The sequence below is a fragment of the Paenibacillus andongensis genome (assembly GCF_025369935.1).
In the GTDB taxonomy this organism is placed as follows: Bacteria; Bacillota; Bacilli; order Paenibacillales; family NBRC-103111; genus Paenibacillus_E; species Paenibacillus_E andongensis.
In genome coordinates, this window is record NZ_CP104467.1 from 4,505,423 (window position 1) to 4,532,413 (window position 26,991).

The following is a 26,991-nucleotide window of genomic DNA, read 5'->3' on the forward strand; positions in this document are numbered from 1 at the left end:
GTTTTGCATAGCAAAACGAACTTCGAAAGCATACGCTTAAAGCTTTCGTCTCTTAATTGAGGTTCAGGTATTCTTTGATGGCAGTAACGATAGAAGCCGCAACTTTGTCTTGAAAAGCTTCCTTGTACATGGCAGATTCATCGTTTTTATTGGACAAATACCCCACTTCGACCAGGACAGCCGGCATCGTCGTTTTCGTGATGACCCTGAAATCAGCTTGACGTACTTTGCGATCAGGAAGTCCTGCAGCGGCAACCACATTTTTGTGGATGACATTAGCAAAAGCTAAGCTTTCCGGTCTGTTATAATACGTTTCCGTTCCAGATACCGATGCTTTGGCGCTATTCCCGTGAATCGACAGGAATAGATCTGTTTGAATGTCGTTCGCAAAAGAAACCCGGCCATCCAGTGGTATAAACGTATCATCAGAGCGAGTCATAAGGACGTTAATACGTTTGTCCTGAACAAGTAGCTTCTCTACCTTCTTCGCTGTAGCAAGTGTAAAATCCTTCTCATGCTTGCCAGTTATGGATAATGCTCCAGGATCATTATCACCGTGACCTGCATCAATCACCACGGTTAATTGATGCTCCACTATCGCGGCTGTCCATTGATTCGTAAGCTTAGACGGCTGAACGCGATAGTCAGCAGAACCCTTCAAATCCAAAATAACTCTCACCGTTGCCGGGTTATCAGAAAAGTTAGAAAAGCGCACTTTCTCAACTAGAGGATGCTTAGAAGGCAGCTCCCCTGCATTATTTACAAGCAATTTTTGGAGAGAAGAATCTAAAGATGTGTTAGGGAAGTCAAACACGATACGATTCGGGTTCGATAATTTCATCATAGTCGGAACTAAAGAACCGTCTTTCGCAGTAACAGCTAACTCCTTCTCAGAAAGCACTATCGAAGTCAACAAATGCACATTCGGATCGGGTATATTCTTACCTGGATCAGTGCCTGTACCCGGAGCAGGCGGTTTTGGAGGTGTTACTTCGCCTTGATTGTGGTCTTCTACAACATCAACGGGTCCTGTGACTGGTTTAGAATCGGAATCATCCTTTTTGAACATATGAACAGATGAGGTTAAAGAGTCCCATTTAAATTCAATACCCATAAGTTGACCAATGAAACGAAGTGGCAGCATTGTATTGCCTTTTTCGATAATTGGCGCTACTTCTAAGCTTTCCTTCTTACCTTTAATCAGGGCCGTTTTACTGTCGATAACCAATTGTATGTTCATATCGTCTTTGACGATGGTTACCTTGCGTGTAGGTTCATCCCAACTCACCTTTGCACCAATTTCTTCAACGATAATTCTTACAGGTACAATCGTATTGCCACTTACAATACGGGGCTGGACTTCGTTAGACACCAGCTTTTTTTCATTCATATAAAGCATAATTCCACTGGGAGGTTCGGCTCCCATCGCATAAGTAGGGAGTAGCAGCATGCAAACTAGCAGCATTAAACAAAATGCAGGAAATTTCATCATTCACCTCTATGTAATGTCGGAATTGGGATTGTAAGTTCATACTCTTAAAATCTATCTTTTAAAAACTGGCAGCAACTTGTCCTTTATACCAAAATAATCATATGCCCGACAGCAAAACCTCCGTCCAATCGACAATCTAGTAATCTATTAGACGCGCAAAACTGCCAAAAGTTGCAAAAAAAGAAGAAGAAAAAAACCTAGCCATAAGCTAGGTCAAAGATTGTTGTACTTTTTACAATATCTAGCTAAAAATGATAAATAAGAGACAATCATCGCTTACCCGAGAACCAAAAACATATAATTTCATAATAAATTTAAAAAAAACGCAACCAATGCAAGAGCTCATTGATTGCGACTTCTTTTATCATTTTTTATTTATAAGCTAAACGTTTTTGGTGAGCTTGCTCGTAGGCTGTGATTTTATCTTCATGTTGAAGTGTTAAGCCGATGTCATCTAAGCCTTGCAGCAGGAACTGACGACGGTGCTCATCCAAATCAAACGTGATGCTCAAACCGTAGTCGTCAGTCAACTTATTGTTCTCCAGATCGACATTCAGCTTGTAGCCTTCATATTTCGCTGTACGGGCGAACAAATCATCCACTTGTTCTTCCGATAGCTTGATTGGCAGAATGCTGTTTTTGAAGCAGTTGTTGTAGAAGATATCCGCATAAGACGGTGCAATAATGACGCGGAAACCGAAGTCTTGAATTGCCCAAGGTGCATGCTCACGGGAAGATCCGCAGCCGAAGTTCGCTCTGGAGAGCAGAACAGATGCTCCTTGATAACGCTCTTGGTTTAATGGGAAGTTCTCGATAACATTGCCCGCTTCATCCCATCTCCATTCGAAGAAGAGGAATTGACCGAAACCGGAACGCTCAATTCTTTTAAGAAATTGCTTAGGAATAATGGCATCTGTATCTACATTCACGCGATCTACAGGACCGACTAGGCCTGTATGTTGTTTAAAAGCTTCCATGTTTTCATTCTCCTTAAAGTTTTGCTTTAGCAAAACTAGCATCGTAAGATTTGCCTTAATCAGCGCAAATTAAGCTTGTTGGTATTCTTTGATTTCCCAATCACGAACGTCGTAGAAATGACCTTTGATTGCTGCAGCAACAGCCATTGCTGGAGACACGAGATGCGTACGTCCACCGCGGCCTTGACGACCTTCGAAGTTACGGTTGGATGTCGATGCACAGCGTTGACCTGGTTGCAGAACGTCTGGGTTCATGGCCAAACACATACTGCAGCCCGCATCACGCCATTCGAAGCCTGCACCTTCAAAAATCTTGTCCAAGCCTTCTTTCTCAGCTTGAATTTTAACGCGTCCGGAACCTGGAACTACGATAGCTGTAACGCTTGGATCCACCTTGTAACCTTGTGCAATTTTGGCAGCTGCACGAAGATCCTCGATACGTCCATTTGTACAAGAACCGATGAAGACATAATCAACTTTCAGTTCAGTCATTGGTGTTCCTGGTGTTAAATCCATATATTCAAGCGCTTTTTCGGCAGCTTTACGTTCATTTTCTGTTTCGAAGCTTTGCGGATCCGGAACCAGTGCTGTAATACTCGTCCCCATTCCTGGGCTAGTTCCCCAGGTCACTTGCGGAATCAAGGAATCAGCATCAAACTCCAGCACCCAATCATACACAGCGCCTTCGTCTGTAACTAGGTTAGACCATTCTGCCACTGCAGCGTCAAAGTCAGCACCTTGTGGAACGTATTCACGGCCACGCAGATAGTTAAATGTTGTTTCGTCAGGTGCAATAAGACCTGCTCTAGCTCCACCTTCAATGGACATGTTACAAACCGTCATACGCTCTTCCATGGAAAGTCCACGAATCGCTTCACCGGTATATTCAATAACATAACCCGTTGCAAAATCTGTCCCGTATTTAGCAATAACACCAAGAATCAAATCCTTCGCAGTTACGCCTGGTTTCAGATTGCCTGTAATGCGTACTTCCAATGATTTTGCTCTGGATTGTTGCAGTGTTTGTGTAGCAAGAACATGCTCCACTTCACTTGTTCCAATACCGAAAGCAAGTGCGCCGAATGCGCCATGTGTCGATGTATGGCTATCGCCGCAAACGATTGTTTTACCTGGATGTGTAAGTCCAAGCTCAGGTCCCATAACGTGTACAACACCTTGGTCAAGGCTATCTAGGTCGAACAATGTAACGCCGAAATCACGGCAGTTTTGCGAAAGTGTATCAATTTGTTGTTTGGAAATAGGATCTGTGATGTTGAAACGATCCTTCGTTGGTACGTTATGATCCATCGTCGCATACGTTAGGTCTGGTCTGCGAACTTTACGACCCGATAAACGAAGGCCCTCGAAAGCTTGCGGTGAAGTTACTTCATGCACCAGATGCAAGTCAATATAGATGACGCTGGGCTTGCCTTCTTCCTGGTTAATAACGTGATTATCCCAAATCTTCTGAAACATTGTCTTTTTACTCATATCCAGTCACCTCTTGTCATTGTCCGCTCTAATTGTTAATGTCTTACCCTCATAACGTAGTTTAGCACGGATATCGTCATAGCTCCAAGATATAATAACTATAAGCTTCATAGATTATTCCTATAGATTGATTCGATTTTGAAAAAGGTGGTTAGTATCTTACATAAGCAATTATGACATTTTGAAAAGGATGTGTTACTATGCTTTGGGCCATTTTTGTTGTGATTCTTGTCTTGTGGGCTTTAGGAATCGGGTTTGATATCGGAGGTAGTTTAATCCATCTTCTGCTCGTTTTGGCCGTTATTTCTTTGGTATTTAATTTGGTTACAGGTAGAAGAGGTAGTTAATATTGCTTCACTGATGATCCAAATCTATCATTTAGTAAGCAGTTTGTGGAATTTGTCCACAGACTGCTTTTGTTTGTACTTCTAAATACTGTCGCTCATCAACTAATTGTCCTTGATCAAGTTTTTTCATATCAAACTATAAAATCTGGTATATTATCTGTATGCTTTATAGGCTGCACCAATAAAACAAGCTATGATTATTACATATCAGGAGATGAACCCTCAATGGAATTACGTCAACTTCAATATGCGATTCAAATCGCGATCGAACGCAACTTTTCCCGCGCCGCGGAGAAACTTCATATTGCCCAGCCATCCCTAAGCCAGCAGCTATCCAAGCTAGAGAAAGAGATCGGTGTCCTTCTTTTTCAGCGCAGCACCAATTCGGTTGAGCTTACCCATGCTGGGTCCCTTTTCGTTGAAAAATCACAAAAAATCCTCGACATGGTCGAGCAGCTGAAGAAAGAAATGGAAGATATTTCACAAATGAAAAAAGGTCGCCTTGTCGTAGGCAGTATGCCAATTACGGGCTCAACGATCCTCCCTTTCGTTGTTCCTGTCTTCCAAGCGGCTTATCCGGATATTGAAATCACACTCGTTGAAGAGACCTCTTCTAACTTAGAAACACTTACAATGAATGGACAAACCGATATCTCATTGCTCTCCTTGCCTTTGCGAGAGGATTCTCTCGTTTATGAGACTTTGCTGGAGGAAGAAATCGTCCTCGCAGTACCTCCAACACATCCATTAACAGCAAGTAAAGAACCTATTCGAATCGAGCAATTAGAGAAGGAAGCTTTCATCGCTTTGAAAAAGGGACAAGGATTTCGCAAGCTAACACTGGAACTATGCCAAAAAGCAGGCATTACTCCCAATATCGTCTTCGAATCCAGCAATATGGAAACGGTTCAGTCCCTCGTCGCTGCAGGCATGGGAATCGGTTTCGTCCCTTTTTTAATTTCAAAAAGAAGCTTTAGTGAGTTATCACCCATTCACCTCACCCTTGAAGGCAGACCTACTCGCACGCTCGTTATTGCCTATCGCAAGGGCAGATACATCTCTAAAGCGGCCGAAGCCTTCGTTTCCACAATGAAAGAGGTTATGCGAACAATCGGTTAGCACAAGGAGGTATAACCTGCAATGAATAAAACACAACGGTTAATTCAGCTCATGATGGCGGTAAACGAACGAATGCAGTTCACCACGAAAGAGATGGCCGATGAATTCGGCGTCTCGGAACGTACAATGCACCGCGATTTACAGGAGTTGAGTGAGCTTGGTATGCCGCTGTATACCGAATTTGGCCCACACGGGGGATATCGCTTATTAAAGAAGCGGATGCTCCCTCCGATTCTCTTCTCCGAACAAGAGGCTGTTGCGATGTTCTTCGCCTTTCAGTCGCTCCAGTATTATGGCGCGCTCCCTTTTGCAGCGGAATCGACTTCGGCTCTGAATAAGTTCTACCACTACCTCCCGACAGATACGAGGGTGAGAATCGATGCTCTTAAAGATCGAGTATCTTTCTGGACGCCTACGAGAACGCAAGGTTCCCCCTATTTGGAGCAGCTATTGGAAGCTTCTATTGATGAAATACCTTTACGCATGACCTACGCGTCCAAAGATGGATCCACAGAGAGAGTCGTGCAGCCAATTGGCATTTACGCATCCAATGGTTTTTGGTACTTCCCCTCCTATTGCTTTCAAAAAGAGGGATTTCTCTTATTTCGCGCAGATCGCTTACTTAGCTTGGAACGAGCCGAATCCGAACACCCAAGCAAAAACTTTAAACACTACACAATTGGTGATTGGCTGTTAGCGGGGCAAGAGCGTGAGGCAGGCCCCAAGTCAATGAAGCTCCAAGTGAAACTGACTCCAGCTGGAGTTAGGACTTATGAGCGTAGCCATGGACTGGACGCAAATATGAGACTCAATGACGATGGCAGTGGACGATTAGTTATAGACATGCATCGAAGCAATTTATCATACTTTTCAAAGTATTTTCTCAGTCTGGGTGCGGACGCTCTAGTCGAAGAGCCCTTGGAGATGGTGAACTGGATTCGAGAGCAAATTCGTCTGATGCAGCATGCCTATGGGAATGAGTTGACTTGAGTTGCGAGTTCAATTTATCTGTCGCTTTCGTGGTCCTTCTAATTTTGAGGCAAAATAAAAAAAGTTAATTCGACCAGAGTTTTCATGTACTTTTTACATCTCTTTTTATAAATCTAATACAACCCTTATCCCTAAATCAATCCTCCTCTTTAGTCGAGAGACACAACTCTCCAGCGCCATAAATACTATGACAAGAATTGTCATGGATTCAATGTAATATGAAAACTGAGCACTCGAGGCGAATGATGCTGTCCGTTTTTCAGGCGAAAACGCTCATGCTTACGATGTCAGTTTTTCTGGCGCGAAAAATACGAAGGAGGCATAACATGCATACAAAAAACCTGCAAGGACGAGTTGCTTTGGTTACCGGTTCCAGTCGAGGCGGAGGACGCGGCATTGCCATAGCACTTGGGGAGGCTGGAGCAACTGTCTATGTGACAGGACGCAGTACCAGAGCGAAGTCCACGAGACCTGATCTTACGGGTACGATTGAAGATACCGCTGAAGCCGTTGCGCAGCGCGGTGGATTAGGAATCGCTGTTCGTTGTGACCATACCATTGACACAGATGTCAAAGCTTTATACGAACGTATTAAACAAGAACAAGGAACACTAGATATAGTGGTCAATAATGCTTGGGGCGGTTACGAGGATTATTATGATGTCGATTTCTCTGTTCCCTTCTGGGAGCAGCCAATGACGCGTTGGGACAAAATGTTCGAGGCAGGACTGCGTGCTCAGATGGTTTCAAGCCGGTATGCAATGTCTAACTTTTACCTCGAACAAAATCGCGGTCTTCTGATTAACACAGGCGTCTACTCTGACTTTGGGGGTGACTACCCTGTCAATGTTTTTTATGACACGGTGAAACGAGCCGTTGCGAACATGACGCGTGCTATGTCTCAAAATCTGAAAGCAAACCATATCGATGTAACCGCACTTACTTTAGCCCCTGGCTGGATGCGTACGGAAGCCGTTTATAAGCATTATGGCTTAGAACCAGGCGATCCTGATTTCATGAAAGTCGAAGCACTTCATTCGACGGAATCTGTGGAATATATCGGTCGAGCCGTTGTCGCTTTGGCATCCGATCCTCATATAAATCAAAAGGCAGGTCAGCTTCTCGAGGTAGGCGCACTAGCGGAACAGTATGGCTTCACGGATATCGATGGCAGACGAATACCGCCTTTCCGGGTTTAGGTTATTCGAATTCGATTACTTCATAAACCATTTTTGAATAAAATTCGGCGGTTGGATGCGGCAGTTATGAAAAGCTGCAATTTTCCAATCGCCATTTTCTTTGACAATCACATTCGTATTGATGGAATCTCTGTTCTTTGGTGCCTTTTTCTGCCATCTGAGTTTAACCGCACCCACACAATGAGCAACAGCCATGTCGGGAGTTAGAAAGCGGATCTGAATTGAACCGCCATTCACCATTGACGAGCCTCTCAACACACCATCAAACAGCTTTTGATGAATTTCCGCAATGTCTTGGCGACCCTTAATATGCTGTCCGTTGAAGGTGACATAATCCGCCTCATCTGTGAAACATTGACCAAACGCCTGCCCATTATGCTCATTCCAAGCTTTGCCAAGCGCCTCAAAAATCGCGAGTATCGCATTCGTGTCTTGTTCTTTAACATCCACCATATAAACCTCATCCTCTCTTTAAAATCATTTTTTTGGCGCAGTATACCGAATTTACAAGACATAGCGCATTCAGGTTCCGCTAAATAAATGTAATGGTCATCACTCTACACTTCCAATTTTGACATAATAACCTACTCAAGAAATCGCTCCAGAGTATGAAAAAATCCCAGTCCACAGACCGATTACATACTAAAATGAATTTATTCCACAGATCCCCTAACCCTTTGACCTCCGAAAGCATAGGATATATAAATAAAACTTATCCGATCCCCAATAATAAATGATAAAAAGATAGCATTAGCCCAGGAGGCGGAAACCATGACCTTATTAAGCGCAATTGAGCAGACGTTCTGTAAATTGCAAGAACCCTCATTAGAACAGCTGAAGGAAGCCCTACAATCCTTAAGCAGCATACTCCATGAGGTGCCTGGTTATAAAACTGAGCCCAAACATTTACCTTATGGTCGTAATGTCGTTTATAGCACGAAAGATCTCGAAGTTATTGTGATTCACATACCTGCTTCGGAGGCAACAGCGATTCATAACCATGGCACATCCATCGGCTCCGCTTGTTTAGTTGAGGGAACATTAGTCAATACCAAGTACCGTTTGGACTCAGAAGGTTATCCCGTCGCCCAAACAGATGACTATATTGGGTCAGGTGAATATTTTGAAGCTCCTTGCGAGCAAATTCATCAATTAAGCAACCCTTTCCACGAGCCTGCTGTTTCCATCCATGTGTACAGCCCGCCTCTCCAGGGAGTAACACGCTACTTGCCTTACAGCGAAATCTTGGATTATGTCATCTAAAAAAGCCCCTTGTAATGACGTCAATCGACGTCCTCACAGGGGGCTTGGTATTAAAATTGAAGTGAATTTTCAATGAATGCTTTCAATTCGGAAATTGGCATCCGCTTCTGTTCCATGGTATCACGGTCACGTACCGTAACTTGACCATCTGTCTCGGATTCAAAGTCGTAGGTGATACAGAATGGTGTACCGATTTCATCGTGGCGGCGATATCTTTTACCGATAGAACCTGTATCATCATAATCCACCATGAAATGCTTCGCTAGATCGGCAAATATAGCCTGCGCACCTTCATTCAACTTTTTGGAAAGTGGGAAAATAGCAGCTTTAATCGGTGCTAGTGCAGGATGGAAATGTAAAACTGTACGACTGTCGTCACCTTCCAGCTTTTGCTCTTCAAATGCATCAATCAAAAGCGCTAAAGTTACACGGTCTGCGCCAAGTGAAGGCTCGATACAGTAAGGAATGTAACGCTCGTTTGTTTCTGGATCAATATAGTTGAAGTCAGAACCAGAGTGCTCCATGTGCTGTTTTAAGTCAAAATCTGTACGATCCGCGATACCCCAGAGCTCGCCCCAGCCAAACGGGAATTTGTACTCGATATCCGTCGTCGCATTGCTGTAATGGGACAACTCATCCTCGTTGTGATCGCGAAGTCTAAGGTTATCTGATTTGGCACCTAGGGACAACAGCCAGTTATGGCAGAAGCTTCTCCAATACTCGAACCATTTCATGTCCTCGCCGGGCTTACAGAAAAACTCAAGCTCCATTTGTTCGAATTCACGTGTACGGAACGTAAAGTTACCTGGCGTGATTTCGTTACGGAAGCTTTTACCGATTTGGCCGATACCAAATGGCAGCTTCTTGCGCATCGTACGTTGAACGTTTTTGAAGTTGACGAAAATCCCTTGTGCTGTCTCAGGACGTAAGTAAACCACGTTGGTGCTAGCTTCCGTTACACCTTGGAATGTTTTGAACATCAGGTTGAACTGACGGATTTCAGTAAAGTCCTTGCTGCCGCAATCCGGACAAACGATGTTGTGCTCTACGATAAGCTTCATCATATCGTCAAACGTCATGCCGTCAACGATGATTTCGATATCTTTTTCCGCCAATTTATTTTCAATCAATTTATCCGCACGATGACGTGCCTTACAGCTTTTGCAATCGATCATTGGATCGTTGAAATTGCCTACGTGGCCGGATGCTACCCAAGCTTGCGGGTTCATCAGAATTGCCGCGTCAAGACCCACGTTATAGGGGGATTCTTGAATGAATTTTTTCCACCAAGCGCGCTTGATGTTGTTTTTCAGCTCGACACCAAGCGGACCGTAGTCCCATGTGTTAGCCAAACCGCCATACACCTCTGAACCTGGGAATACAAAACCTCTGTGCTTTGCTAATGCTACAACTTGATCCATAGTAACACTCATTGTTCTTTCGCTCCTTCAGCTTCTCGTTTATAGGTCAATGACCTTTGACGACCCTTTGGATATGAGCAGACGCAAAAAAAGCTCAACATCCAAAGGCATCAAATAATGCCTAGGGACGAGAGCCTTACGCACCCGCGGTTCCACCCTAGTTGATACACCTGTAAAGCAGCGTATCCCCTTTATCGTATTGGCTCCGGATAGCCTTTTCCTTGAGCTTCAATCTGGGCTTTCACCGTCCCCAGCTCGCTGAACTTGAAGTTGTTCAAGTACTATTCATCCTTCACAGCCACAATTGATCATTCAATTGGCTTTAGTTTACAGAAAAACCGACAAAAAATCAAATAGGTGTAGCTACTTTTTTATACGACTAATACAAATGTGGACGACGATCTTCAAAGACCGGAATTTTAGCACGAACACGAACAACTTCCGTCAAGTCGATGGTTGCATGCAAAATCGCTTCGTTCTCATCGCCTTCCACAAGCACTTCGCCCCAAGGATCAATAACCATCGAGTGCCCAAAGAAGTTCGTCGTTCCACTAGTTCCAACACGATTACAGGAAACGACATACATCTGATTCTCAATAGCTCTGGCCATGAGCAGCGTACGCCAGTGGTGCAAACGCGGATGCGGCCATTCCGCAGGTACGAATAGAATCCGTGCCCCATCGAGCGCTAATTTGCGCGCAAGCTCAGGGAAACGAATATCATAGCAGATCATCGCTCCAGCTGGAACGCCTTCAAGCTCAAATCGGCCAAGCTGGTCGCCGCTATGTAGAAACTTTTCCTCGTCCATAAGACGGAACAAGTGGATTTTGGAATACTCCGCTGTTTCCGCGCCTTCGCGATCAAACGCATAAATGGTGTTCAGAACACGATCGTCTCTTTTATCCGCAATGGAGCCGCCGATAATATTAACACGATGGGTCCGGGCAAAATCACTCAAGAAGGCTTTCGTCCTAACTCCGTTAGGATCAGCCAACTGCTGAATCTCCGTTAAGGCATAGCCGGTGTTCCACATCTCAGGAAAAACGATCACATCAGGCTTTTGATCTCCACTAACCGCTTGATGCAGAAGCTTCTCCAACTGAGCAAAGTTCGTATCAGGCAAACCGATCTGAATATCCATTTGAATAAGTGCAATGTGAAGTAATTGTGATTCGGACATACGTTGAAGACTCCTTCCAGCGTCAAATTACCAATATCTCTATATAGTAGTCTAATTTAAGTTTGAACTCAATGGAACTCATATAGGTTTGAACGCTTTGGACTGTCCTCTTGCTATACTTAAAGTCTCCCAATGAGACTTTTCCCAATGTTTACTGAGCAGAACGATTTGTCCCACATGGTAACCATAATGAGATACTTGGCGCTGAATGGCTTGAAGCACAGAATGTCCCTCGCCTCGAATTTGAACGGTCTTAAGAACATCATCCGGAGTTAGCGCGTGCAAGGTATCAAACAGTACCCTCCAGCCTTCCTCCCACTTGGAAATAAGCTCATCTCGCGTGTACTGGCTGCTTTCAAATTCATCATCACGAAGCCGAGTTTCCTTTTCCCCATCCGTTGTTAAGAAATCTGTCCACCGTGACAACATGTTCCCGTGCATGTGCTTAATCAACAATTCCAACGAATTCGACTCCTCATCTAACGTAAGATAAAAATGAGCATCTTCCGTTTGCGCGAAAGCCTTATCCGCCAGCTTCTTCATATTTTCAAATGCTCGTATGGATTCCAGTAAAAAAACTTGTGCCATTTGTGTGTTGTCCGACATGGTCTTCAGCACCTTTCCGCAACGAATGAACTAACTTTATGATATTGACCGCTCGATGTAAAATCGATTATTTTCATCACTATGAAAAAAAGATTAATCATGTTACATTAAGGTTATTAATTAAAATCCCGACCTCCGGAGTGTGAATTAAAACGTGACTAAAGTATCCCCTACAAAAAGCCCTTTTACAATACAGCCTGCTGAACGCATGAATGGACTTCCAACGCAATTTTTCGCAACACTCGTACGCAAAGCCAATGAGCAAATTGCTGCGGGTCATGACGTCATTAATCTCGGCCAAGGGAATCCAGACCGCCCTACGCCTCCGCATATCGTGTCATCCATACAAGAAGCCGCGGCTAACCCGCTGTATCATAAATATCCGCCGTTCAGCGGATTTTCATTTCTAAAACAAGCCATTGCTCAGCGGTATAAGGAAGATCACAACGTAGATCTTGATCCTGAAACGGAAGTAGCGATTCTTTTTGGGGGTAAAACAGGGCTGATCGAGATCGCTCAGTGCTTGCTTAATCCAGGCGATGTCTGTCTGGTTCCTGATCCTGGCTACCCGGATTATTGGTCCGGAGTTGCTCTTGCCGGCGCCGAAATGGCTTTCATGCCTTTACGTGAAGAAAACAACTTTCTTCCAGATTACTCACAGCTCAAAGAATCCGATTTGAACCGCGCAAAGCTGATGTTCATTAATTATCCGAACAACCCAACAGGTGCAACGGCTCCCGCTTCCTTTTATGAAGAAACGGTCGATTTCGCACACAAGCATGGTGTTGTCGTCGCAAGTGATTTCGCCTATGGCGCGATAGGCTTCGACGGTCAGAAGCCGGTCAGCTTCCTGCAGACACCAGGTGCCAAAGAAGTGGGTATCGAGTTCTATACGCTCTCCAAAACATACAATATGGCTGGCTGGCGTGTAGGTTTTGCCCTAGGGAACCGAGAAGTGATCCGCCTTATTAACTTGATGCAGGATCATTACTACTGCTCGTTGTTCGGCGGTATCCAAGCGGCAGCTGCAACAGCTCTCACAGCCTCGCAAGATTGTGTTACTGAGCTGCGTGAAGTTTACGAGAGCCGCCGCAATGCCCTTTATGCAGCTCTTTCCAGTATTGGCTGGCATGCCCGCCCTTCACAGGGGTCTTTCTTCTCTTGGTTGCCCGTTCCAAAAGGACATACCTCACAGAGTCTTGCCGATTTGCTATTGCAAGAAGCTAAGGTTGTCGTCGCACCAGGTGTTGGCTTCGGAACGCACGGAGAAGGCTATGTAAGGCTTGGGCTCTTATCCACAGAGGAAAGATTAGAAGAAGCTGTACAGCGGATTGGCAAACTGAATCTATTTGGATAAGCAGAAAAATAGAGGCTGCCGCTTCTTTACAAACGCTTGTACTGCGTGCTATTCTAGATAGAACCAAAAAAGGAAGTCCCAACGATAAACGACTCCGTCGCCCTCAGGGACGAGCGCATTTACTCAAAAACTTCTATATCGCAACGTTATGATGGGAATAGTAGGAAGCGTTAAGCACGTAAACAGAGAGTAAGCTCCTTAGACTGAGAGAGCTTGCCGTGAACCGACTCCGAACCCGCCCCTGAACAGTCAACGATGAGTTGAACAGTGCCCTGCTGTTATTTAGGGAATCTAGAGTTGGGTGCAGCCGCTATCGGTGTGCGCCAATCTAAGGTGGTACCGCGGAAGCTACAGACTTTCGTCCTTATGTTATAAGGACGGGAGTCTTTTTTGTATCTACATACATGTAAATCAAAGGATGGGATCGATATGACTCAGCGAATCGTCGTCAAAATCGGCAGCAGCTCTTTAACTTCAGATACCGGGGGCCTCAACCCGGATAAAATACGTTTTTTCGCGTCGGAGCTGGCGCAATTGAAGCAGGACGGCCATCAACTCCTGCTGGTTACTTCCGGCGCGGTTGCCGCAGGCTTCACCTCCCTTGGCTACCGCACGCGGCCTAAGGTGCTGCACGAGAAGCAGGCCGCAGCCGCAGTCGGGCAAGCGCTTCTCATGCAGGCGTACCACGAAGCATTTGCGTCCCACGGCATCAGCGTGGCGCAAATTTTGCTTACTAGGTACGACTTCTCTAATCGTAAGCGCGTGCAGAACGCGCTGATGACGATCGACGAGCTGCTGCAGCGCGGCGTCGTACCGATTATTAACGAGAATGACACCGTCTCGGTGGACGAACTGAAATTCGGCGACAATGATACATTGTCGGCTTTGGTTGGCAATTTGGTCAAAGCGAACAAATTGATCATCATTACGGACATGGACGGCCTGTACACGGACGATCCCCGCAAAAACGCGAACGCGCAGCGTATCGACCGCGTGGACGCCATCAGCGATGAGCTGTTCAGCTTCGCTGGAGGCTCTGGCAGCGCGGTCGGCACCGGCGGCATGCGCTCGAAGGTTGAGGCCGCCCGCATCGCGATGCGCGGGGGCGTGCCGGTGTTCATCGGGCGCGTACTCGAGCCCGGTGATCTGCCGCAGGCCGTAGACGGCAGCGGCAAGGGCACGTACTTCGACACGGCGCTGAACAACCTGCCGGTGAAGAAACAATGGGTCGGCTTCCACTCGCTGCCCAAAGGGCAAATCATCGTTGACCAAGGCGCGAAGGCGGCCCTGCTCAGCGGTGGCAAGAGCTTGCTTCCTGCCGGTATCACTGGCGCTTCAGGGGACTTCCACCCCGGCGACGTCGTTGAGGTGATCAGTATCGAAGGCTCGCTTCTAGGACGCGGCGTCGTCAATTACGCGGCTTGGCAGGTGCAAGCCGCCGCAGGGTTATCGACCGATGAAGTCCAGAAACGTGTGGAAGTTGCTCGTATCGAAGTCATTCACCGTGATGAATGGGTTCCTTTGACTTAATGACGAAAGTGAGGTTCTCCTAGCCATGAGACAACAACGATTGCTTAACCCAACCTTGCGAGATATTCCGGGAGATGCGGAAGCAGCGAGCCACCGACTCATGCTGCGAGCGGGATTCATACGACAGCTCTCCAGCGGTATTTATTCTTATTTACCCTTGGGTCTTAAAGCCCTGCACAACATACAACAAATTGTCCGGGAGGAAATGGATGCAGCCGGTGCACAGGAAATGCTTATGCCAGCACTCCACCCTTCCGAATTATGGAAAGCCTCAGGCCGATGGGATGTCTATGGTCCCGAGTTGATGCGTCTGGAAGATCGGAACGGCCGAGAATTTGCACTTGGAGCTACCCATGAAGAAGTCATCACGACGATCGTGAAAGACGAGATTCATTCCTACAAGAAGCTGCCTGTCACGTTATATCAGATTCAAACGAAGTATCGCGATGAACGCAGACCCCGATTCGGTCTGCTCCGTGGACGTGAGTTCCTCATGAAGGATGCCTATTCCTTCGACCGGACGGAAAGCGGACTAGATGCTAGTTATCAAAGTATGTATAACGCTTATGTTAACATTTTCACACGATGCGGATTAGAGTTCCGAGCGGTTGAAGCCGACTCCGGCGCTATCGGCGGTACGGACACCCATGAATTCATGGCCCTTGCTGATATTGGTGAGGATACCATCGTCCACTGCAACTCCTGCCAATATGCAGCGAATATTGAAAAAGCAATCGGAGTTATACCGGAACATCTGATATCCGATACCATTTCACCAACTTCACAACCCGTGAAGATTCACACACCGCAAGTGACAAGCATTAAGCAGCTTAGTCAATTTCTACAAATAAAAGCCAATCAGATCATTAAATCTGTTGCTTTACAAGTAAATGGAGCGCCAGTTATTGTCCTCCTACGAGGCGATTATGAATTAAATGAGATCAAGCTGAAGCAAGCCATTGGAACTGATGACGAGGTCTCCATGCTTTCTGAAGCAGAAATAGAGAAGTTAGGATCCATTGCCGGATTTATCGGTCCAATTGGACTTCAGCATGTGAGAATTATCGCTGATTCTTCTATCAAGGGCTTGAAGGATGCTGTTGTTGGAGCCAATGAGCGCGATTTCCATCTGGTTCATGTGGAGGTCGACCGGGACCTCGGAGCAATTACTTATCATGACGTACACAATGTCGCCCAAGGTGAGTTATGTACCCATTGTGGGCACGAACTCTCTTTTGCTAAAGGGATAGAGCTTGGCCACGTATTTAAGCTCGGTACCAAGTACAGCCGTTCCCTTGGCGCAACTTTCAGCGATGAGAACGGTGTTTCCGAGCCCATCATTATGGGCTGCTATGGCATTGGAGTCTCACGTGTGCTAGCTGCCATTATCGAGCAAAACTATGATGAACGAGGCATTATATGGCCTGAGTCCATTACGCCTTTTACCATTCATCTACTGACCGTGCATGTTCAGGATGAAGTTCAAATGAAATTATCCGAAGAGATTTATACGACGTTAATTAGGGCAGGCTACTCTGTCCTATGGGATGATCGAGATGAGCGTCCTGGCGTCAAATTCAATGATTCAGATCTACTCGGCTTCCCTTTGCGAATAACTGTCGGCAAGAAAGCAAGTGAGCGAGTTGTAGAATGTAAAGAACGCCGAGATGGTAGTCAATATGAACGATCTGTAGAGCATATACTTACGCATTGTCATTCCTTATTCCAATCAGGAGGTCGATCTTCCCATGAGTGAAGTCGTTCAAAAATCTAAATTAGCCAAACAAGCTGCCCAGACGATGGGTAATCTGACAACTGAACAAAAGAATGCGGCACTCCTCCTTATGGCAGATAGCCTTGTAACGGAGCAGCAGGCGATTATCGAAGCGAATGCCAAAGATTTGCAGCGAGGCAAAGAACTAGGCACAAGCGCTTCCCTACTCGATCGTTTAGCCCTAAATGAATCCCGAATCGCAGCTATTGCTGAAGGTCTGCGCCAAATAGCCGAGCTCCCTGATCCAATTGGGGATACTTTGGAAGCATTTGATCGTCCAAACGGTCTGCGTATTCGTAAGCTCCGTGTTCCCCTTGGTGTGATCGGCATCATTTATGAAGCAAGACCTAACGTCACCGTTGATGCAGCAGGTTTATGTCTCAAGACAGGCAACGCAGTCGTTCTGCGTGGCGGTTCTTCCGCTTTATTTTCCAACGAGAAAATCGTAGAAGTTCTTCATGGTGCGTTAAGCCGTTCAGCCATTCCCGCTGATGCACTTCAATTGATTCTAAGCGCAGACCGCAGCTCTGTGGATGAAATGCTGAAATTGAACGGTCTCATCGATGTGCTCATACCAAGAGGCGGACATTCACTCATTCAAAATGTTGTCAATAACGCCTCTGTTCCTGTCATTGAAACAGGTGCGGGTGTATGTCATACTTTTATAGATGAAAGTGCACAGCTCGATATGGCTGTTCGCATCGGTATTAATGCCAAAGCACAGCGTCCTTCTGTTTGTAATAGTATGGAAACATTGCTTGTGCATGAGTCTATTGCAGAAAAGCATTTAAGTGCCATAGCAGAGGCTTTCCAAGGTGCTCATGTAGCACTCAAAGGTAACGAACGAGCTCGTGAGTTAGTGCCGAATATGCAAGTTGCCGAAATCGAAGATTGGAAAACCGAATATGGGGACTACATTCTTAACATCAAAGTTGTGAAAGATCTCGATGAAGCCCTTGCTCACATTCGTGAATACGGCACGATGCATTCCGAGTGTATCGTGACGGAAGATGCGGCCAATGCCGAAAGATTCTTACAAGAAGTGGATGCAGCGGCTGTTTATCACAATGCTTCGACTCGCTTCACCGATGGTTTTGAATTCGGCTTCGGAGCGGAAATCGGCATCTCCACCCAAAAGCTTCACGCTCGCGGACCTATGGGTCTACCCGCATTAACTTCAACCAAATACCGCGTTTATGGAAGCGGACAAATACGCGAATAACGATTCAAAACTCAAGGAGGAATGTACGATGTCCACTACTTTATCCCAAACCAAAATTGCCTTTGTCGGCGCGGGTTCAATGGCGGAAGCGATCATCCGCGGACTCATTGAAACAAAAGTCGCTGATCCCCAATATATTTATGTAATGAACCGCTCGGATCAAGACAGATTAGCTTTTCTGCGATCGGAATACGGTCTGCAGGCAACGTCAGACCCGTCAACGAAAGAAACATTTCTTCGTGAAGCCGATGTCGTTGTCCTCTGCATGAAGCCTAAGGATGTGGAGAATGCCTTCGCCGAGCTGCAGCCGCTTTTGAACGAGCAGCAGCTTCTCGTTTCGGTCATTGCTGGGCTCTCTATCGCGAAAGCAGAAGCTTTGCTGCAAACTAATATGCCGATTGTTCGCACGATGCCGAACACGTCCAGCACAATTGGTTTAGGCGCTACAGGAATGAGCTTCTCTTCCAAGGTCAATGCTACATTCAAACAAGTTGCTATCCAAATGTTCGAAGCCGTTGGTATTGTAACGATCGTGGAGGAAGAAAAACTAGAAATTTTGACTGGCGTATCCGGCAGCGGTCCTGCCTATGTCTACTATTTCATGGAAGCCATGATCAAAGCCGGCATTGATGGTGGTCTTTCCGCTGAAGATGCACATCAATTAACACTTCAAACGGTGCTCGGAGCCGCTCATATGGTTCAGCTTACGCAAGAAAATCCTGCTGAGCTTCGCCGCAAGGTCACTTCGCCAAATGGGGCAACGCAAGCTTCCATTGAAGCATTGGATCGTTTTCAGTTTAGCGAAGCTATCTCACAAGCCGTATTTCGTTCTGCGGAGCGAGCCAAAGAAATGGGCGAACAAATTGCTGCGCCAAGCCCCGTAGCGAAATCCTCCTAAATTTATTTGAGATCTAATTCTATCTAAAGCAGGTGAAAGTTTACAATGAACGCATATTGTCTAGCTACCTATCGGAGTTTCGATGAGAAAGCCGATTTTCATAAAAAAGCAACAAGTATCGCTGTCGGCCTGACGGTTGGCAGCTGGACCGAACTGCCCGAAGCCCAAAAAGCGCAAATGGAGAAGCATTTAGGAAAAGTGATTTCGGTTGAAGTTCATGAGCCCGCTCAGGGAGAACCGATTTCAAACCGCTATGCCGATATCACAATCGCCTATCCAGATGTTAACTTCAGCCGGGACATTCCTGCCTTATTGGTCACTGTATTCGGTAAACTGTCGATGGACGGCAAAATTAAGCTTATTGACTTATCCTTCTCATCTGATTTCTTATCTGCCTTTTCCGGTCCCAAATTCGGTATGCAAGGTGTGCGAGAGCTCCTTGGTGTGCATGATCGCCCCTTATTAATGAGTATCTTTAAATCGGTTGTCGGGTATGAACTTCCAGCTCTGCGTGAACAATTTTATTTGCAAGCCGCCGGCGGTGTGGATCTCATTAAAGACGATGAAATTTTATTTGAAAATCCATTAACACCATTGGAGAAACGGATCGAGATTTGCCTAGAAGCAGCCGCACAAGCCACCAAGGAAACAGGTCAAAAGCTGCTCTATGCTGTCAATTTAACCGGGCCTACATCTAAGCTTGCAGCTCAAGCTAAGAAAGCAATCGGTGCGGGAGCTAACGCATTACTTTTCAACGTATTAGCTTACGGTTTCGATACGCTGCACGAATTAAGCTCCGATCCGGAGATTACGATTCCCATCATGGCTCATCCAGCCATGGCAGGTGCGACTTATCCGTCACCGCATTATGGTATATCCGCTTCTGTGCTTCTTGGCAAGCTTATGCGCTTGGCCGGAGCGGATTTAGTGCTGTTCCCTTCTCCTTATGGCTCTGTCGTTATGCCTAGGGAAGAAAACATGGCGATTAAGCATGCGCTGCTAACAGACGATTTACGAAAAGATTACATCTATAACGCTCCTGCCGATGTACAATTGAAATTAGCTTCAAGCTTTCCTGTCCCTTCCGCAGGCATTCATCCTGGACTTGTTCCGCTTATTCTGCGTGATTTTGGCCAGGATGTCATTGTCAATGCGGGCGGAGGCATCCATGGACATCCACTTGGTACGATTGCCGGTGGGCAAGCCTTCCGTCAGGCGATTGACGCAACCATTCAAGGTATTACACTTCAAGACTATGCCCGAACACATCCAGAGTTACAATCAGCTATTGACACTTGGGGGATTCGAGAATGAGTAAGGAACGCATTATTTTTTGTGACTTTGACGGTACCATTACCGTGAACGATAACATCGTTGCCATCATGAAGCATTTCAATCCAGCTGGATGGGAAGCCATCGTAGAACGAATTTTGGACAAATCCATCTCGATACGTCAAGGTGTTGGTGAGATGTTCGCTCTCCTCCCTACTTCCCGCAAGGATGAGATTGTCGAATATGCGATTAATAACGCCGTGATTCGTGATGGATTCAAAGAATTCGTAGATTATTGCAAAGAACAGAATATCCAGCTTTTGATTACGAGCGGCGGCATTGATTTTTTTATCTATCCTCTGCTGAAGCCCTTTGCAATCCCTAGCGAGCATATCTACTGCAATGCCAGCACATTTGAAGGAGACACCATTGAGATATTATGGCCAAACCGTTGTGACGAGCATTGTACGACAGACTGTGGGATGTGCAAAACAAGCATTATTCGCTCATATGACGCTAATCAATTTGAACGAATTATCATCGGTGATAGTATAACGGATTTCGAGGGTGCTAAACTGGTCGATACGATCTTTGCTCGCTCTCATCTCATCGAGATGTGTAAGCAGCTAGACTATCCGTATCACCCATTCGATACTTTCTTTGATATTATGAAGCAATTGGAGGCTGAGCCTGTAGTATGAGTATTTTACTGGAAGAGAAGCAGCGTGCATTCGCTGATTTGCGTGATATTAAAGCTAATTTAGCGGCTAGAGGATGGTTTCCTGCAACGAGCGGCAATCTATCCGTCCGTGTAGGAGGCTTCGAGCCTGAAGCATTCACATTCGCAATTACATCAAGCGGTAGAGATAAATCCGTGCAAACACCTGAGGACTTTCTACTCGTAAATGAGAAAGGTCAACCGACGGAAGCTACAAGCCTGAAGCCATCGGCAGAAACCTTGATTCATAGTGAAATCTACCGTTTAACAGGTGCAGGCGCCATTTTTCATGTACATACGATATTCAATAATTTGATCTCAGAACTGTATTGGGAACGTAAAAGCATACCCGTAGACGGTGTTGAACTTATTAAGGCTTTCAATATTTGGGATGAAGAAGCTCAAATCGAAATTCCTATTTTACCCAATTATGCTGAAATCCCTCGCATCGCCGAGCTGGTGGAAGGTGCGATTGTTCCACGAATTCCTGGTATCGTGCTGCGTAAGCATGGCATTTATGCCTGGGGAGCGAATGCTTTTGAAGCTAAGCGCCATCTCGAAGCTTTCGAGTTCCTTTTCGAATATGTTTACCGTTCGCACTTGCTGAACAAAGGAAACTAATAGCTTTATTTGAATAAAAAGTAGAAAAGTCAGGTCCTTGCCCAAAAGGGAGAAGGTCCTGACTTTTTTTGTCTCATAGAATCACTCAGGATGGGTAAAACTACTTTTACTGGTTAAATCCGTTTGCAAAGGAATACAATACGCCTATGTTCTCAGTCATTAATACAAGTTTATTTCTACTTTTATTCATCTCTTATGTCTATGTTAAAAAAAGCATGAATCTCTTCGAGGTCTTAGTCTATTGGTTTTGGGTCTCATTATTCGGGGAAGATTTTTCTGAAATTGTAGTAAACAATTTACAGCTCATTGTGCCTTATCGCACTTATCAAATATTTTGGGATACCATGTTCTATTATTTATTATTATTTCCTATGTCCATGATTTGGTTTCTGCATTTTTATTTAAAAATGAACCGTAAGTGGCAGCGCTTAATTCTCACAAGTATTTATACCCTTATTTTAGCGAGCATGCCTATTATTATGGAGCTTGCCGGTTATGTATATATTGTGAACTGGAAATTTTGGTGGTCTATTGTTATTTGGTTAACTTTTATCATTTCTACTGTGGGACTCATGTACATCATTCGATGGTTGAAAGGTAGGGACAAACAACCTGTATGATCTTAATTCCACCGATTACTTTTGACGCAAACGAAGGATTTACTACGATCATTATGATCGCTTTGATCCTGTTATATGGCATGCTTCCTAAGCGAATTCCACTTCCCATCACACTGCTCATTATGATTTTCAACTCCTATTTGGGACGAGCCGTCGATAATATCTTGTCTTCCTCATACCCCTATAATGTGTATGATATTATGGATACTTCAAACTATGATTTGTTCGATTTTCTGCTATACACGATTCCTTTTCCGCTAGTTGGCTATTTCTATGTTTATTTTTATGACAAGTATCCCATTCGTGCCCCTTTTCAGTTTATACATATCCTGGTTTGGTCGATTGCCTCTGTTGGCTTTGAAGCTCTTGCAGTTACCTTTTCGGTGTTTCAATATTATGGTTGGGAGCTTATCTACTCCTTTCCTGTCTATCTCTTAACCTTTGGGATGAACACACTCTTATATAGTTTGGCTAAAAAGCATTACAAAAACTGGAAAATCCAATGAGAAAACCTCTATCGAGGCCATTCATAGATGAGCGACCGCGTTTAGAGGTAGGTTTTATCGCCAACAATCAAGCAGTTTTCGGCACCGAAAACTTATACTTTCTTGTGTGGTAAAAAAAACGTCCCATTTTCTCCAGTTGAGAACTGTGAGAAGATGAGGACGTTTTTCTAATTATCTGGATTGCCTGAATCGTTGCGAATATTCCTTTGCTTGGTCCACCGTCGCTACACGATTGCGGCTCCATTCCAGTAAGATCCGGTCAATGTAACGGAAGTGAACTTTACCTGCAAATACGGCTTCTTTTAAAGCGGTTGTAATGAGCTCTTCTTTGTACATATCCTTATCCAACCAACCGCTGATAGTTTCCAGCTCCATAGGTGTTAACGGACGTGCAAATTCTTTTTCGAATGTTGTATAAATATTCTTGGCACTCTCATCAGACGGTATAGATGCGCGGATCGTGCTTGACTCTGCCATCTGCTGTTCGGCCAGCCGTTTGGCTAATTTCTGATATAACGGCGTAAGATTATATCGCTCACTGCGTATTCCCGTAATTTCTGCTGTATCCTCATCAATCGTGATGAACTGCTCATGTATCAATTTCTGAAGGCTGGCAATGACTAGATCTGGTGAAGCTGACATTCGGAATTGAATCTCATCCGTGGTTGGAAAGTCATTCTTTTCCTTTTCCAAAAATGATATCAAATGAATCAGTGTCATGACTTCAATTTCGCTCAATTGAAGGGCACGGTAATTCTTAAGAAGAAGGCTTGGGACTCCAACATTTCCTTCCAGAAAGCCGGCCACAAGGACAGCTTCTATCTGCTGCTGTGTACTAGATTGCATGACTCCTCCGATCCCCTTTCTACCCATGGTCGATAAACCCGTTTACGGGTACAGACGGTATAAGAGACGAGGAAATGGAATCGTTTCGCGTACGTGATCCAAACCGCAAATCCAAGCAACGGTACGTTCTAGTCCAAGCCCGAATCCGGAATGAGGCACGGTGCCATATTTCCGAAGATCAAGGTACCATTGATAAGCTTCTTTCGACAGCTCATGCTCCTGGAAGCGCTGCTCCATTAGCTCAGGATCATCAATCCTTTGACTGCCTCCAATGATCTCACCATACCCCTCAGGCGCAATCATATCGGCACAAAGCACGACTTCAGGACGGCTAGGATCAGGCTTCATATAGAATGCTTTAATTTCTGTCGGCCAATGTGTAATGAACACCGGTGTCTCATATTGAGCAGCAATCGCTGTTTCATGCGGAGCGCCGAAATCTTCGCCCCATTCGAATTCATGACCGTTCTTTTGTAAATAATCTACAGCCTCATCATACGTAATTCGCGGGAAGCTGCCTTGAATTTTCTCCAGCTTCGTTGTGTCTCTTTCTAAGGTTTCTAGCTCTGGTCCACAATTTTTGAGCACGGTTTGAACGATATAAGAAACGAATTGCTCCTGTACTTCCAAGTTCTCGACATGATCAACAAAAGCCATTTCCGGTTCAATCATCCAGAACTCGATAAGATGTCGGCGTGTTTTGGACTTCTCAGCACGGAAGGTAGGACCGAAAGAGTATACACGGCCAAGTGCCATCGCGGCTGCTTCCATATAGAGCTGTCCGCTTTGTGTAAGGAAGGCATCCTCATCAAAGTATTTGGTATGAAATAAATTCGTTGTTCCTTCACATGAGGAAGGAGTTAATATCGGCGGATCGACCAAATGGAAGCCACGCTCATTGAAAAATTGCTGGACCGCTTGAATAATTTGAGCGCGAATCACGAGCACCGCACGCTGACGCGGACTCCGAATCCACAAGTGACGGTTATCCATCAAGAAATCAACGCCATGTTCCTTCGGTGTTATCGGATATTCTTCGGTCACTTGGATGATTTCAATGCCTAGGACATCAAGTTCAAAGCCGCCTTTACTCCTCGTATCCTCTTTCACTTTTCCTGTTATGTAAAGAGAGCTTTCCTGCGTTAGTTTAGAAGCGGCTTCCCACACGTCTTCTCCTACATCACTTTTAACTACGACACCTTGTATATATCCGGATCCGTCTCTTAGTTGTAAAAACTGAATTTTACCACTTGAACGTTTCTTGTTTAGCCAACAGCCAATGGTAACCGACTCGCCGACATGATGTTTAACTTCGCTTATCGTACTTTTCATTCTGCTTCTGAACCTCCTTCATGTTTTCGGAAACATCTAACTGCACACTTCTTTATTGTACACTATTTCTATTTCTATGAGAAAAATCTATCAAGACCATTCCAAATCAGACGGTTTGCGATTGAATGAGTCCAAAGGTATCCCGAGCGATCACCCACTCCTCATTCGTTGGGATCACAAGCACTTCCACTTTGGAGCCTTGCTTCGTAATCCGTCGCTCCAGACCTCTCCCCTTGCGGTTCGCTTCTTCATCGAATTCCACTCCGAGAAATGTCAGGCGTTCGCAGACTGTTTTACGAAGCAGCTCAGAATTTTCTCCGACGCCAGCTGTAAAAACAATTACATCGACGCCATTCATCGCCGCGGCGTAAGCACCTATATATTTGCGCAGCCGATACTCATACATCTCAAAAGCAAGCGCAGCGTTCTTATCGCCCGCCTTCAGTGCCTCCACGATCTCGCGCATATCGCTCGAGATCCCCGAGATCGCCTGCAGCCCGCTGTGCTTGTTCAGCATGGAGCTGATCTCGCCCAGCGTCAAATCCTCCTTGCCCATCGCATAAGGCACGATGGCCGGATCGAGATCGCCGCTGCGCGTGCCCATCATTAGCCCTTCGAGCGGGGTCATCCCCATGCTCGTATCCACGGACTTGCCGCCCATCACGGCAGCACAGGAAGCTCCGTTACCGATGTGACAGGTAACGAGCTTCAGCTGCTCCAGCGGGCGGCCTAGGAAGGCTGCGGCACGCTCGCTCACGTAGTTGTGCGAGGTGCCGTGGAAGCCATAGCGGCGCACCTTGTGCTTCCGGTATAGCGCCATCGGCACCGGGTATAGATAGGCGTGCGCCGGCATCGACTGATGGAAGGCGGTATCGAAGACGACGGCCTGCGGCACGCCGGGCATGTTCGCCTCCACCGCCGAGATGCCGAGCATATGCGCCGGGTTGTGGAGCGGCGCCAAATCGAAGAGCCGCTTGATCTCCTTCTTCACCTCGTCTGTGACGAGGACGGAGCTCTTGAAGGATTCGCCACCGTGAACGACTCGGTGGCCGACGGCGTCGATTTCTGACGTGGACGCCAGCACGCCGTGTTCTGGGTGCACCAGCAGCTCCAGCACCTTGCGAATGGCTGTCGTATGCTCGAGAATTTCCCTAACCTCATGAACTTCGGCTTTCCCCGTCGGTTCATGCGTCAATATCGCCGTTTCCATACCGATTCGCTCTACCTTACCTTTGGCGAGAACTTCTCCGTGCTCCATTTGGAACAGTTGATATTTAAGCGAAGAGCTCCCAGCATTAATTACAAGAATATTCACAAACGGTCACCGTCCTTATCATAACGGAAAAAGCCTTCTCCCGTTTTGACTCCTAGATGCCCCGCTCGTACCATTTGCTTCAATAGGAAGGACGGGCGATACTTCATGTCTCCATAATCGCGGAACATGCCTTCAAGTGCTGCATGTACCGAATCTAATCCGAATCGGTCACACATCTCCAGTGGACCATATTTGAAATCATAGCCGATCCGCATGGCGGAATCGATATCCTCAGCGGAAGCCACACCTTCTGACAACGTATGCAGCGCCTCGTTAATCAATGTGCAAATCAGCCTCGTTGTGATGAAGCCAGGCGACTCCATGACCTTAATACTTTTCTTTAAAATGAGTTCGTCCACGAAACGGCGTGTTTGTTTGAACGTTTCATCTGACGTTTTCATTGCTCGAATAATTTCAACGAGATCAATTTTCGCCACGGGATGCAAAAAATGAAGTCCAATTACACGTTCAGGATTCGTAGTGACCGCCGCAATTTCAGTAACACTAAGCGTAGATGTATTCGTTGCTAAAATAGTCGCTGGTGAACAAATTTGATTCAATTGGAAAAATACATGCTTTTTCGCATTCAAATCTTCCGAAATCGTCTCTATAACCATATCACATAAGGCCATGTCTTGCAGCGAGTCGGCTTTTCTGATTTTGGCTAAAATCAGTTTTTTCTCCGATTCCGTCAATGACCACCGTTCGATTTGCTTATCCAAGCTGACCGTTATCTGTTCCATGGCTCGATCGAGCTTATCTGTTGTTTTTTCAACGAGTAATACGTCCAAACCGCGGGCGGCGAGCATTTCTGCAATCCCCTGTCCCATCGTTCCTCCGCCGATTACACCAATTGTTTTGATTACCATGCCAAGTTTCTCCTTCTCCCACGCTG

At 45.7% G+C, this 26,991-nt stretch carries 26 protein-coding genes; 15 read left to right on the plus strand and 11 right to left on the minus strand.

What is annotated here, in order from left to right; all coding sequences use genetic code 11:
* Positions 1–52: 52 nt before the first annotated feature.
* From NYR53_RS20445 to leuC, 3 genes are all read right to left on the minus strand, one after another.
* Positions 53–1,450: an N-acetylmuramoyl-L-alanine amidase family protein gene (locus NYR53_RS20445; protein WP_261301054.1), complete on the minus strand. Its 1,398-nt coding sequence runs from the start codon at positions 1,448–1,450 to the stop codon at positions 53–55.
* 413 nt (positions 1,451–1,863) lie between these two features.
* On the minus strand, positions 1,864–2,469 hold the full coding sequence (gene leuD, locus NYR53_RS20450) for a 3-isopropylmalate dehydratase small subunit (RefSeq protein ID WP_261301055.1): 606 nt from the start codon (positions 2,467–2,469) through the stop codon (positions 1,864–1,866).
* A gap of 69 nt (positions 2,470–2,538) precedes the next feature.
* Positions 2,539–3,960, minus strand: a complete 1,422-nt coding sequence (leuC, locus tag NYR53_RS20455) for a 3-isopropylmalate dehydratase large subunit (RefSeq protein ID WP_261301056.1) — start codon at positions 3,958–3,960, stop codon at positions 2,539–2,541.
* A gap of 200 nt (positions 3,961–4,160) precedes the next feature.
* Between leuC and NYR53_RS20460 the strand changes: the two genes are divergently transcribed.
* The 4 genes from NYR53_RS20460 to NYR53_RS20475 all read left to right on the plus strand — a co-directional run bounded on the left by NYR53_RS20460 (position 4,161) and on the right by NYR53_RS20475 (position 7,615).
* Positions 4,161–4,307, plus strand: coding sequence for a lmo0937 family membrane protein (locus NYR53_RS20460; RefSeq protein WP_261301057.1), 147 nt, complete (start codon positions 4,161–4,163; stop codon positions 4,305–4,307).
* Positions 4,308–4,532: 225 nt separating this feature from the next.
* Complete coding sequence (locus NYR53_RS20465; RefSeq protein ID WP_261301058.1) at positions 4,533–5,426, plus strand: LysR family transcriptional regulator; 894 nt, start codon at positions 4,533–4,535, stop codon at positions 5,424–5,426.
* A gap of 21 nt (positions 5,427–5,447) precedes the next feature.
* Positions 5,448–6,416, plus strand: coding sequence for a helix-turn-helix transcriptional regulator (locus tag NYR53_RS20470; protein WP_261301059.1), 969 nt, complete (start codon positions 5,448–5,450; stop codon positions 6,414–6,416).
* A 326-nt stretch (positions 6,417–6,742) separates the two neighbouring features.
* Positions 6,743–7,615, plus strand: a complete 873-nt coding sequence (locus NYR53_RS20475; RefSeq protein ID WP_261301060.1) for an SDR family NAD(P)-dependent oxidoreductase — start codon at positions 6,743–6,745, stop codon at positions 7,613–7,615.
* Between the two features lie 15 nt (positions 7,616–7,630).
* Here the strand turns inward: NYR53_RS20475 and NYR53_RS20480 are convergent, their stop codons facing one another.
* On the minus strand, positions 7,631–8,068 hold the full coding sequence (locus tag NYR53_RS20480) for an SgcJ/EcaC family oxidoreductase (RefSeq protein WP_367618552.1): 438 nt from the start codon (positions 8,066–8,068) through the stop codon (positions 7,631–7,633).
* A gap of 318 nt (positions 8,069–8,386) precedes the next feature.
* Here NYR53_RS20480 and NYR53_RS20485 point away from each other — a divergent pair, with 318 nt between their 5' ends.
* Positions 8,387–8,878 carry a cysteine dioxygenase gene (locus tag NYR53_RS20485; protein WP_261301061.1) on the plus strand — a complete coding sequence of 164 codons (492 nt, stop codon included), beginning with the start codon at positions 8,387–8,389 and terminating at the stop codon, positions 8,876–8,878.
* Between the two features lie 50 nt (positions 8,879–8,928).
* Here NYR53_RS20485 and NYR53_RS20490 read toward each other — a convergent pair whose 3' ends face one another.
* The 3 genes from NYR53_RS20490 to NYR53_RS20500 all read right to left on the minus strand — a co-directional run bounded on the left by NYR53_RS20490 (position 8,929) and on the right by NYR53_RS20500 (position 12,085).
* Positions 8,929–10,311, minus strand: coding sequence for a glycine--tRNA ligase (locus NYR53_RS20490; protein WP_261301062.1), 1,383 nt, complete (start codon positions 10,309–10,311; stop codon positions 8,929–8,931).
* Positions 10,312–10,678: 367 nt separating this feature from the next.
* On the minus strand, positions 10,679–11,479 hold the full coding sequence (locus tag NYR53_RS20495) for a carbon-nitrogen family hydrolase (protein ID WP_261301063.1): 801 nt from the start codon (positions 11,477–11,479) through the stop codon (positions 10,679–10,681).
* A gap of 78 nt (positions 11,480–11,557) precedes the next feature.
* Positions 11,558–12,085, minus strand: a complete 528-nt coding sequence (locus NYR53_RS20500; protein WP_261301064.1) for a DUF1572 family protein — start codon at positions 12,083–12,085, stop codon at positions 11,558–11,560.
* A gap of 154 nt (positions 12,086–12,239) precedes the next feature.
* Here NYR53_RS20500 and NYR53_RS20505 point away from each other — a divergent pair, with 154 nt between their 5' ends.
* The 10 genes from NYR53_RS20505 (at position 12,240) to NYR53_RS20550 (ending at position 22,603) form a co-directional block, all read left to right on the plus strand.
* Positions 12,240–13,442 (plus strand): pyridoxal phosphate-dependent aminotransferase, encoded by a 1,203-nt coding sequence (locus NYR53_RS20505; RefSeq protein ID WP_290428949.1) that lies wholly within the window; start codon positions 12,240–12,242, stop codon positions 13,440–13,442.
* A gap of 429 nt (positions 13,443–13,871) precedes the next feature.
* Complete coding sequence (gene proB, locus NYR53_RS20510) at positions 13,872–14,972, plus strand: glutamate 5-kinase (protein WP_261301065.1); 1,101 nt, start codon at positions 13,872–13,874, stop codon at positions 14,970–14,972.
* A gap of 25 nt (positions 14,973–14,997) precedes the next feature.
* The gene (locus NYR53_RS20515) at positions 14,998–16,728 is read left to right on the plus strand and encodes a proline--tRNA ligase (RefSeq protein WP_261301066.1); all 1,731 of its coding nucleotides are present in this window, start codon (positions 14,998–15,000) and stop codon (positions 16,726–16,728) included.
* Positions 16,721–17,968, plus strand: coding sequence for a glutamate-5-semialdehyde dehydrogenase (locus tag NYR53_RS20520; protein WP_261301067.1), 1,248 nt, complete (start codon positions 16,721–16,723; stop codon positions 17,966–17,968). Before NYR53_RS20515 ends, NYR53_RS20520 begins: the two co-directional genes overlap by 8 nt.
* 28 nt (positions 17,969–17,996) lie before the next feature.
* Positions 17,997–18,866, plus strand: coding sequence for a pyrroline-5-carboxylate reductase (proC, locus tag NYR53_RS20525; RefSeq protein ID WP_261301068.1), 870 nt, complete (start codon positions 17,997–17,999; stop codon positions 18,864–18,866).
* A 45-nt stretch (positions 18,867–18,911) separates the two neighbouring features.
* Positions 18,912–20,180 (plus strand): 2,3-diketo-5-methylthiopentyl-1-phosphate enolase, encoded by a 1,269-nt coding sequence (locus tag NYR53_RS20530; RefSeq protein ID WP_261301069.1) that lies wholly within the window; start codon positions 18,912–18,914, stop codon positions 20,178–20,180.
* A complete protein-coding gene (locus tag NYR53_RS20535; protein ID WP_261301070.1) occupies positions 20,177–20,839 on the plus strand; it encodes a 2-hydroxy-3-keto-5-methylthiopentenyl-1-phosphate phosphatase in 663 nt (220 codons plus the stop codon). Before NYR53_RS20530 ends, NYR53_RS20535 begins: the two co-directional genes overlap by 4 nt.
* Positions 20,836–21,477, plus strand: coding sequence for a methylthioribulose 1-phosphate dehydratase (mtnB, locus tag NYR53_RS20540; protein ID WP_261301071.1), 642 nt, complete (start codon positions 20,836–20,838; stop codon positions 21,475–21,477). The genes NYR53_RS20535 and mtnB overlap by 4 nt, the downstream gene beginning before the upstream one ends.
* Positions 21,478–21,692: 215 nt before the next feature.
* Complete coding sequence (locus NYR53_RS20545; protein ID WP_261301072.1) at positions 21,693–22,097, plus strand: hypothetical protein; 405 nt, start codon at positions 21,693–21,695, stop codon at positions 22,095–22,097.
* A complete protein-coding gene (locus tag NYR53_RS20550; protein ID WP_261301073.1) occupies positions 22,094–22,603 on the plus strand; it encodes a hypothetical protein in 510 nt (169 codons plus the stop codon). Before NYR53_RS20545 ends, NYR53_RS20550 begins: the two co-directional genes overlap by 4 nt.
* A 171-nt stretch (positions 22,604–22,774) precedes the next feature.
* Here NYR53_RS20550 and NYR53_RS20555 read toward each other — a convergent pair whose 3' ends face one another.
* The 4 genes from NYR53_RS20555 to NYR53_RS20570 form a co-directional block, all read right to left on the minus strand.
* A complete protein-coding gene (locus NYR53_RS20555; RefSeq protein ID WP_261301074.1) occupies positions 22,775–23,449 on the minus strand; it encodes a DnaD domain-containing protein in 675 nt (224 codons plus the stop codon).
* 42 nt (positions 23,450–23,491) lie between these two features.
* Positions 23,492–24,781, minus strand: a complete 1,290-nt coding sequence (gene asnS, locus NYR53_RS20560; protein ID WP_261301075.1) for an asparagine--tRNA ligase — start codon at positions 24,779–24,781, stop codon at positions 23,492–23,494.
* Positions 24,782–24,887: 106 nt separating this feature from the next.
* A complete protein-coding gene (locus NYR53_RS20565) occupies positions 24,888–26,096 on the minus strand; it encodes an acetate/propionate family kinase (protein ID WP_261301076.1) in 1,209 nt (402 codons plus the stop codon).
* On the minus strand, positions 26,093–26,965 hold the full coding sequence (locus NYR53_RS20570) for a 3-hydroxyacyl-CoA dehydrogenase family protein (RefSeq protein WP_261301077.1): 873 nt from the start codon (positions 26,963–26,965) through the stop codon (positions 26,093–26,095). Before NYR53_RS20570 ends, NYR53_RS20565 begins: the two co-directional genes overlap by 4 nt.
* Between the last annotated feature and the right edge of the window lie 26 nt (positions 26,966–26,991).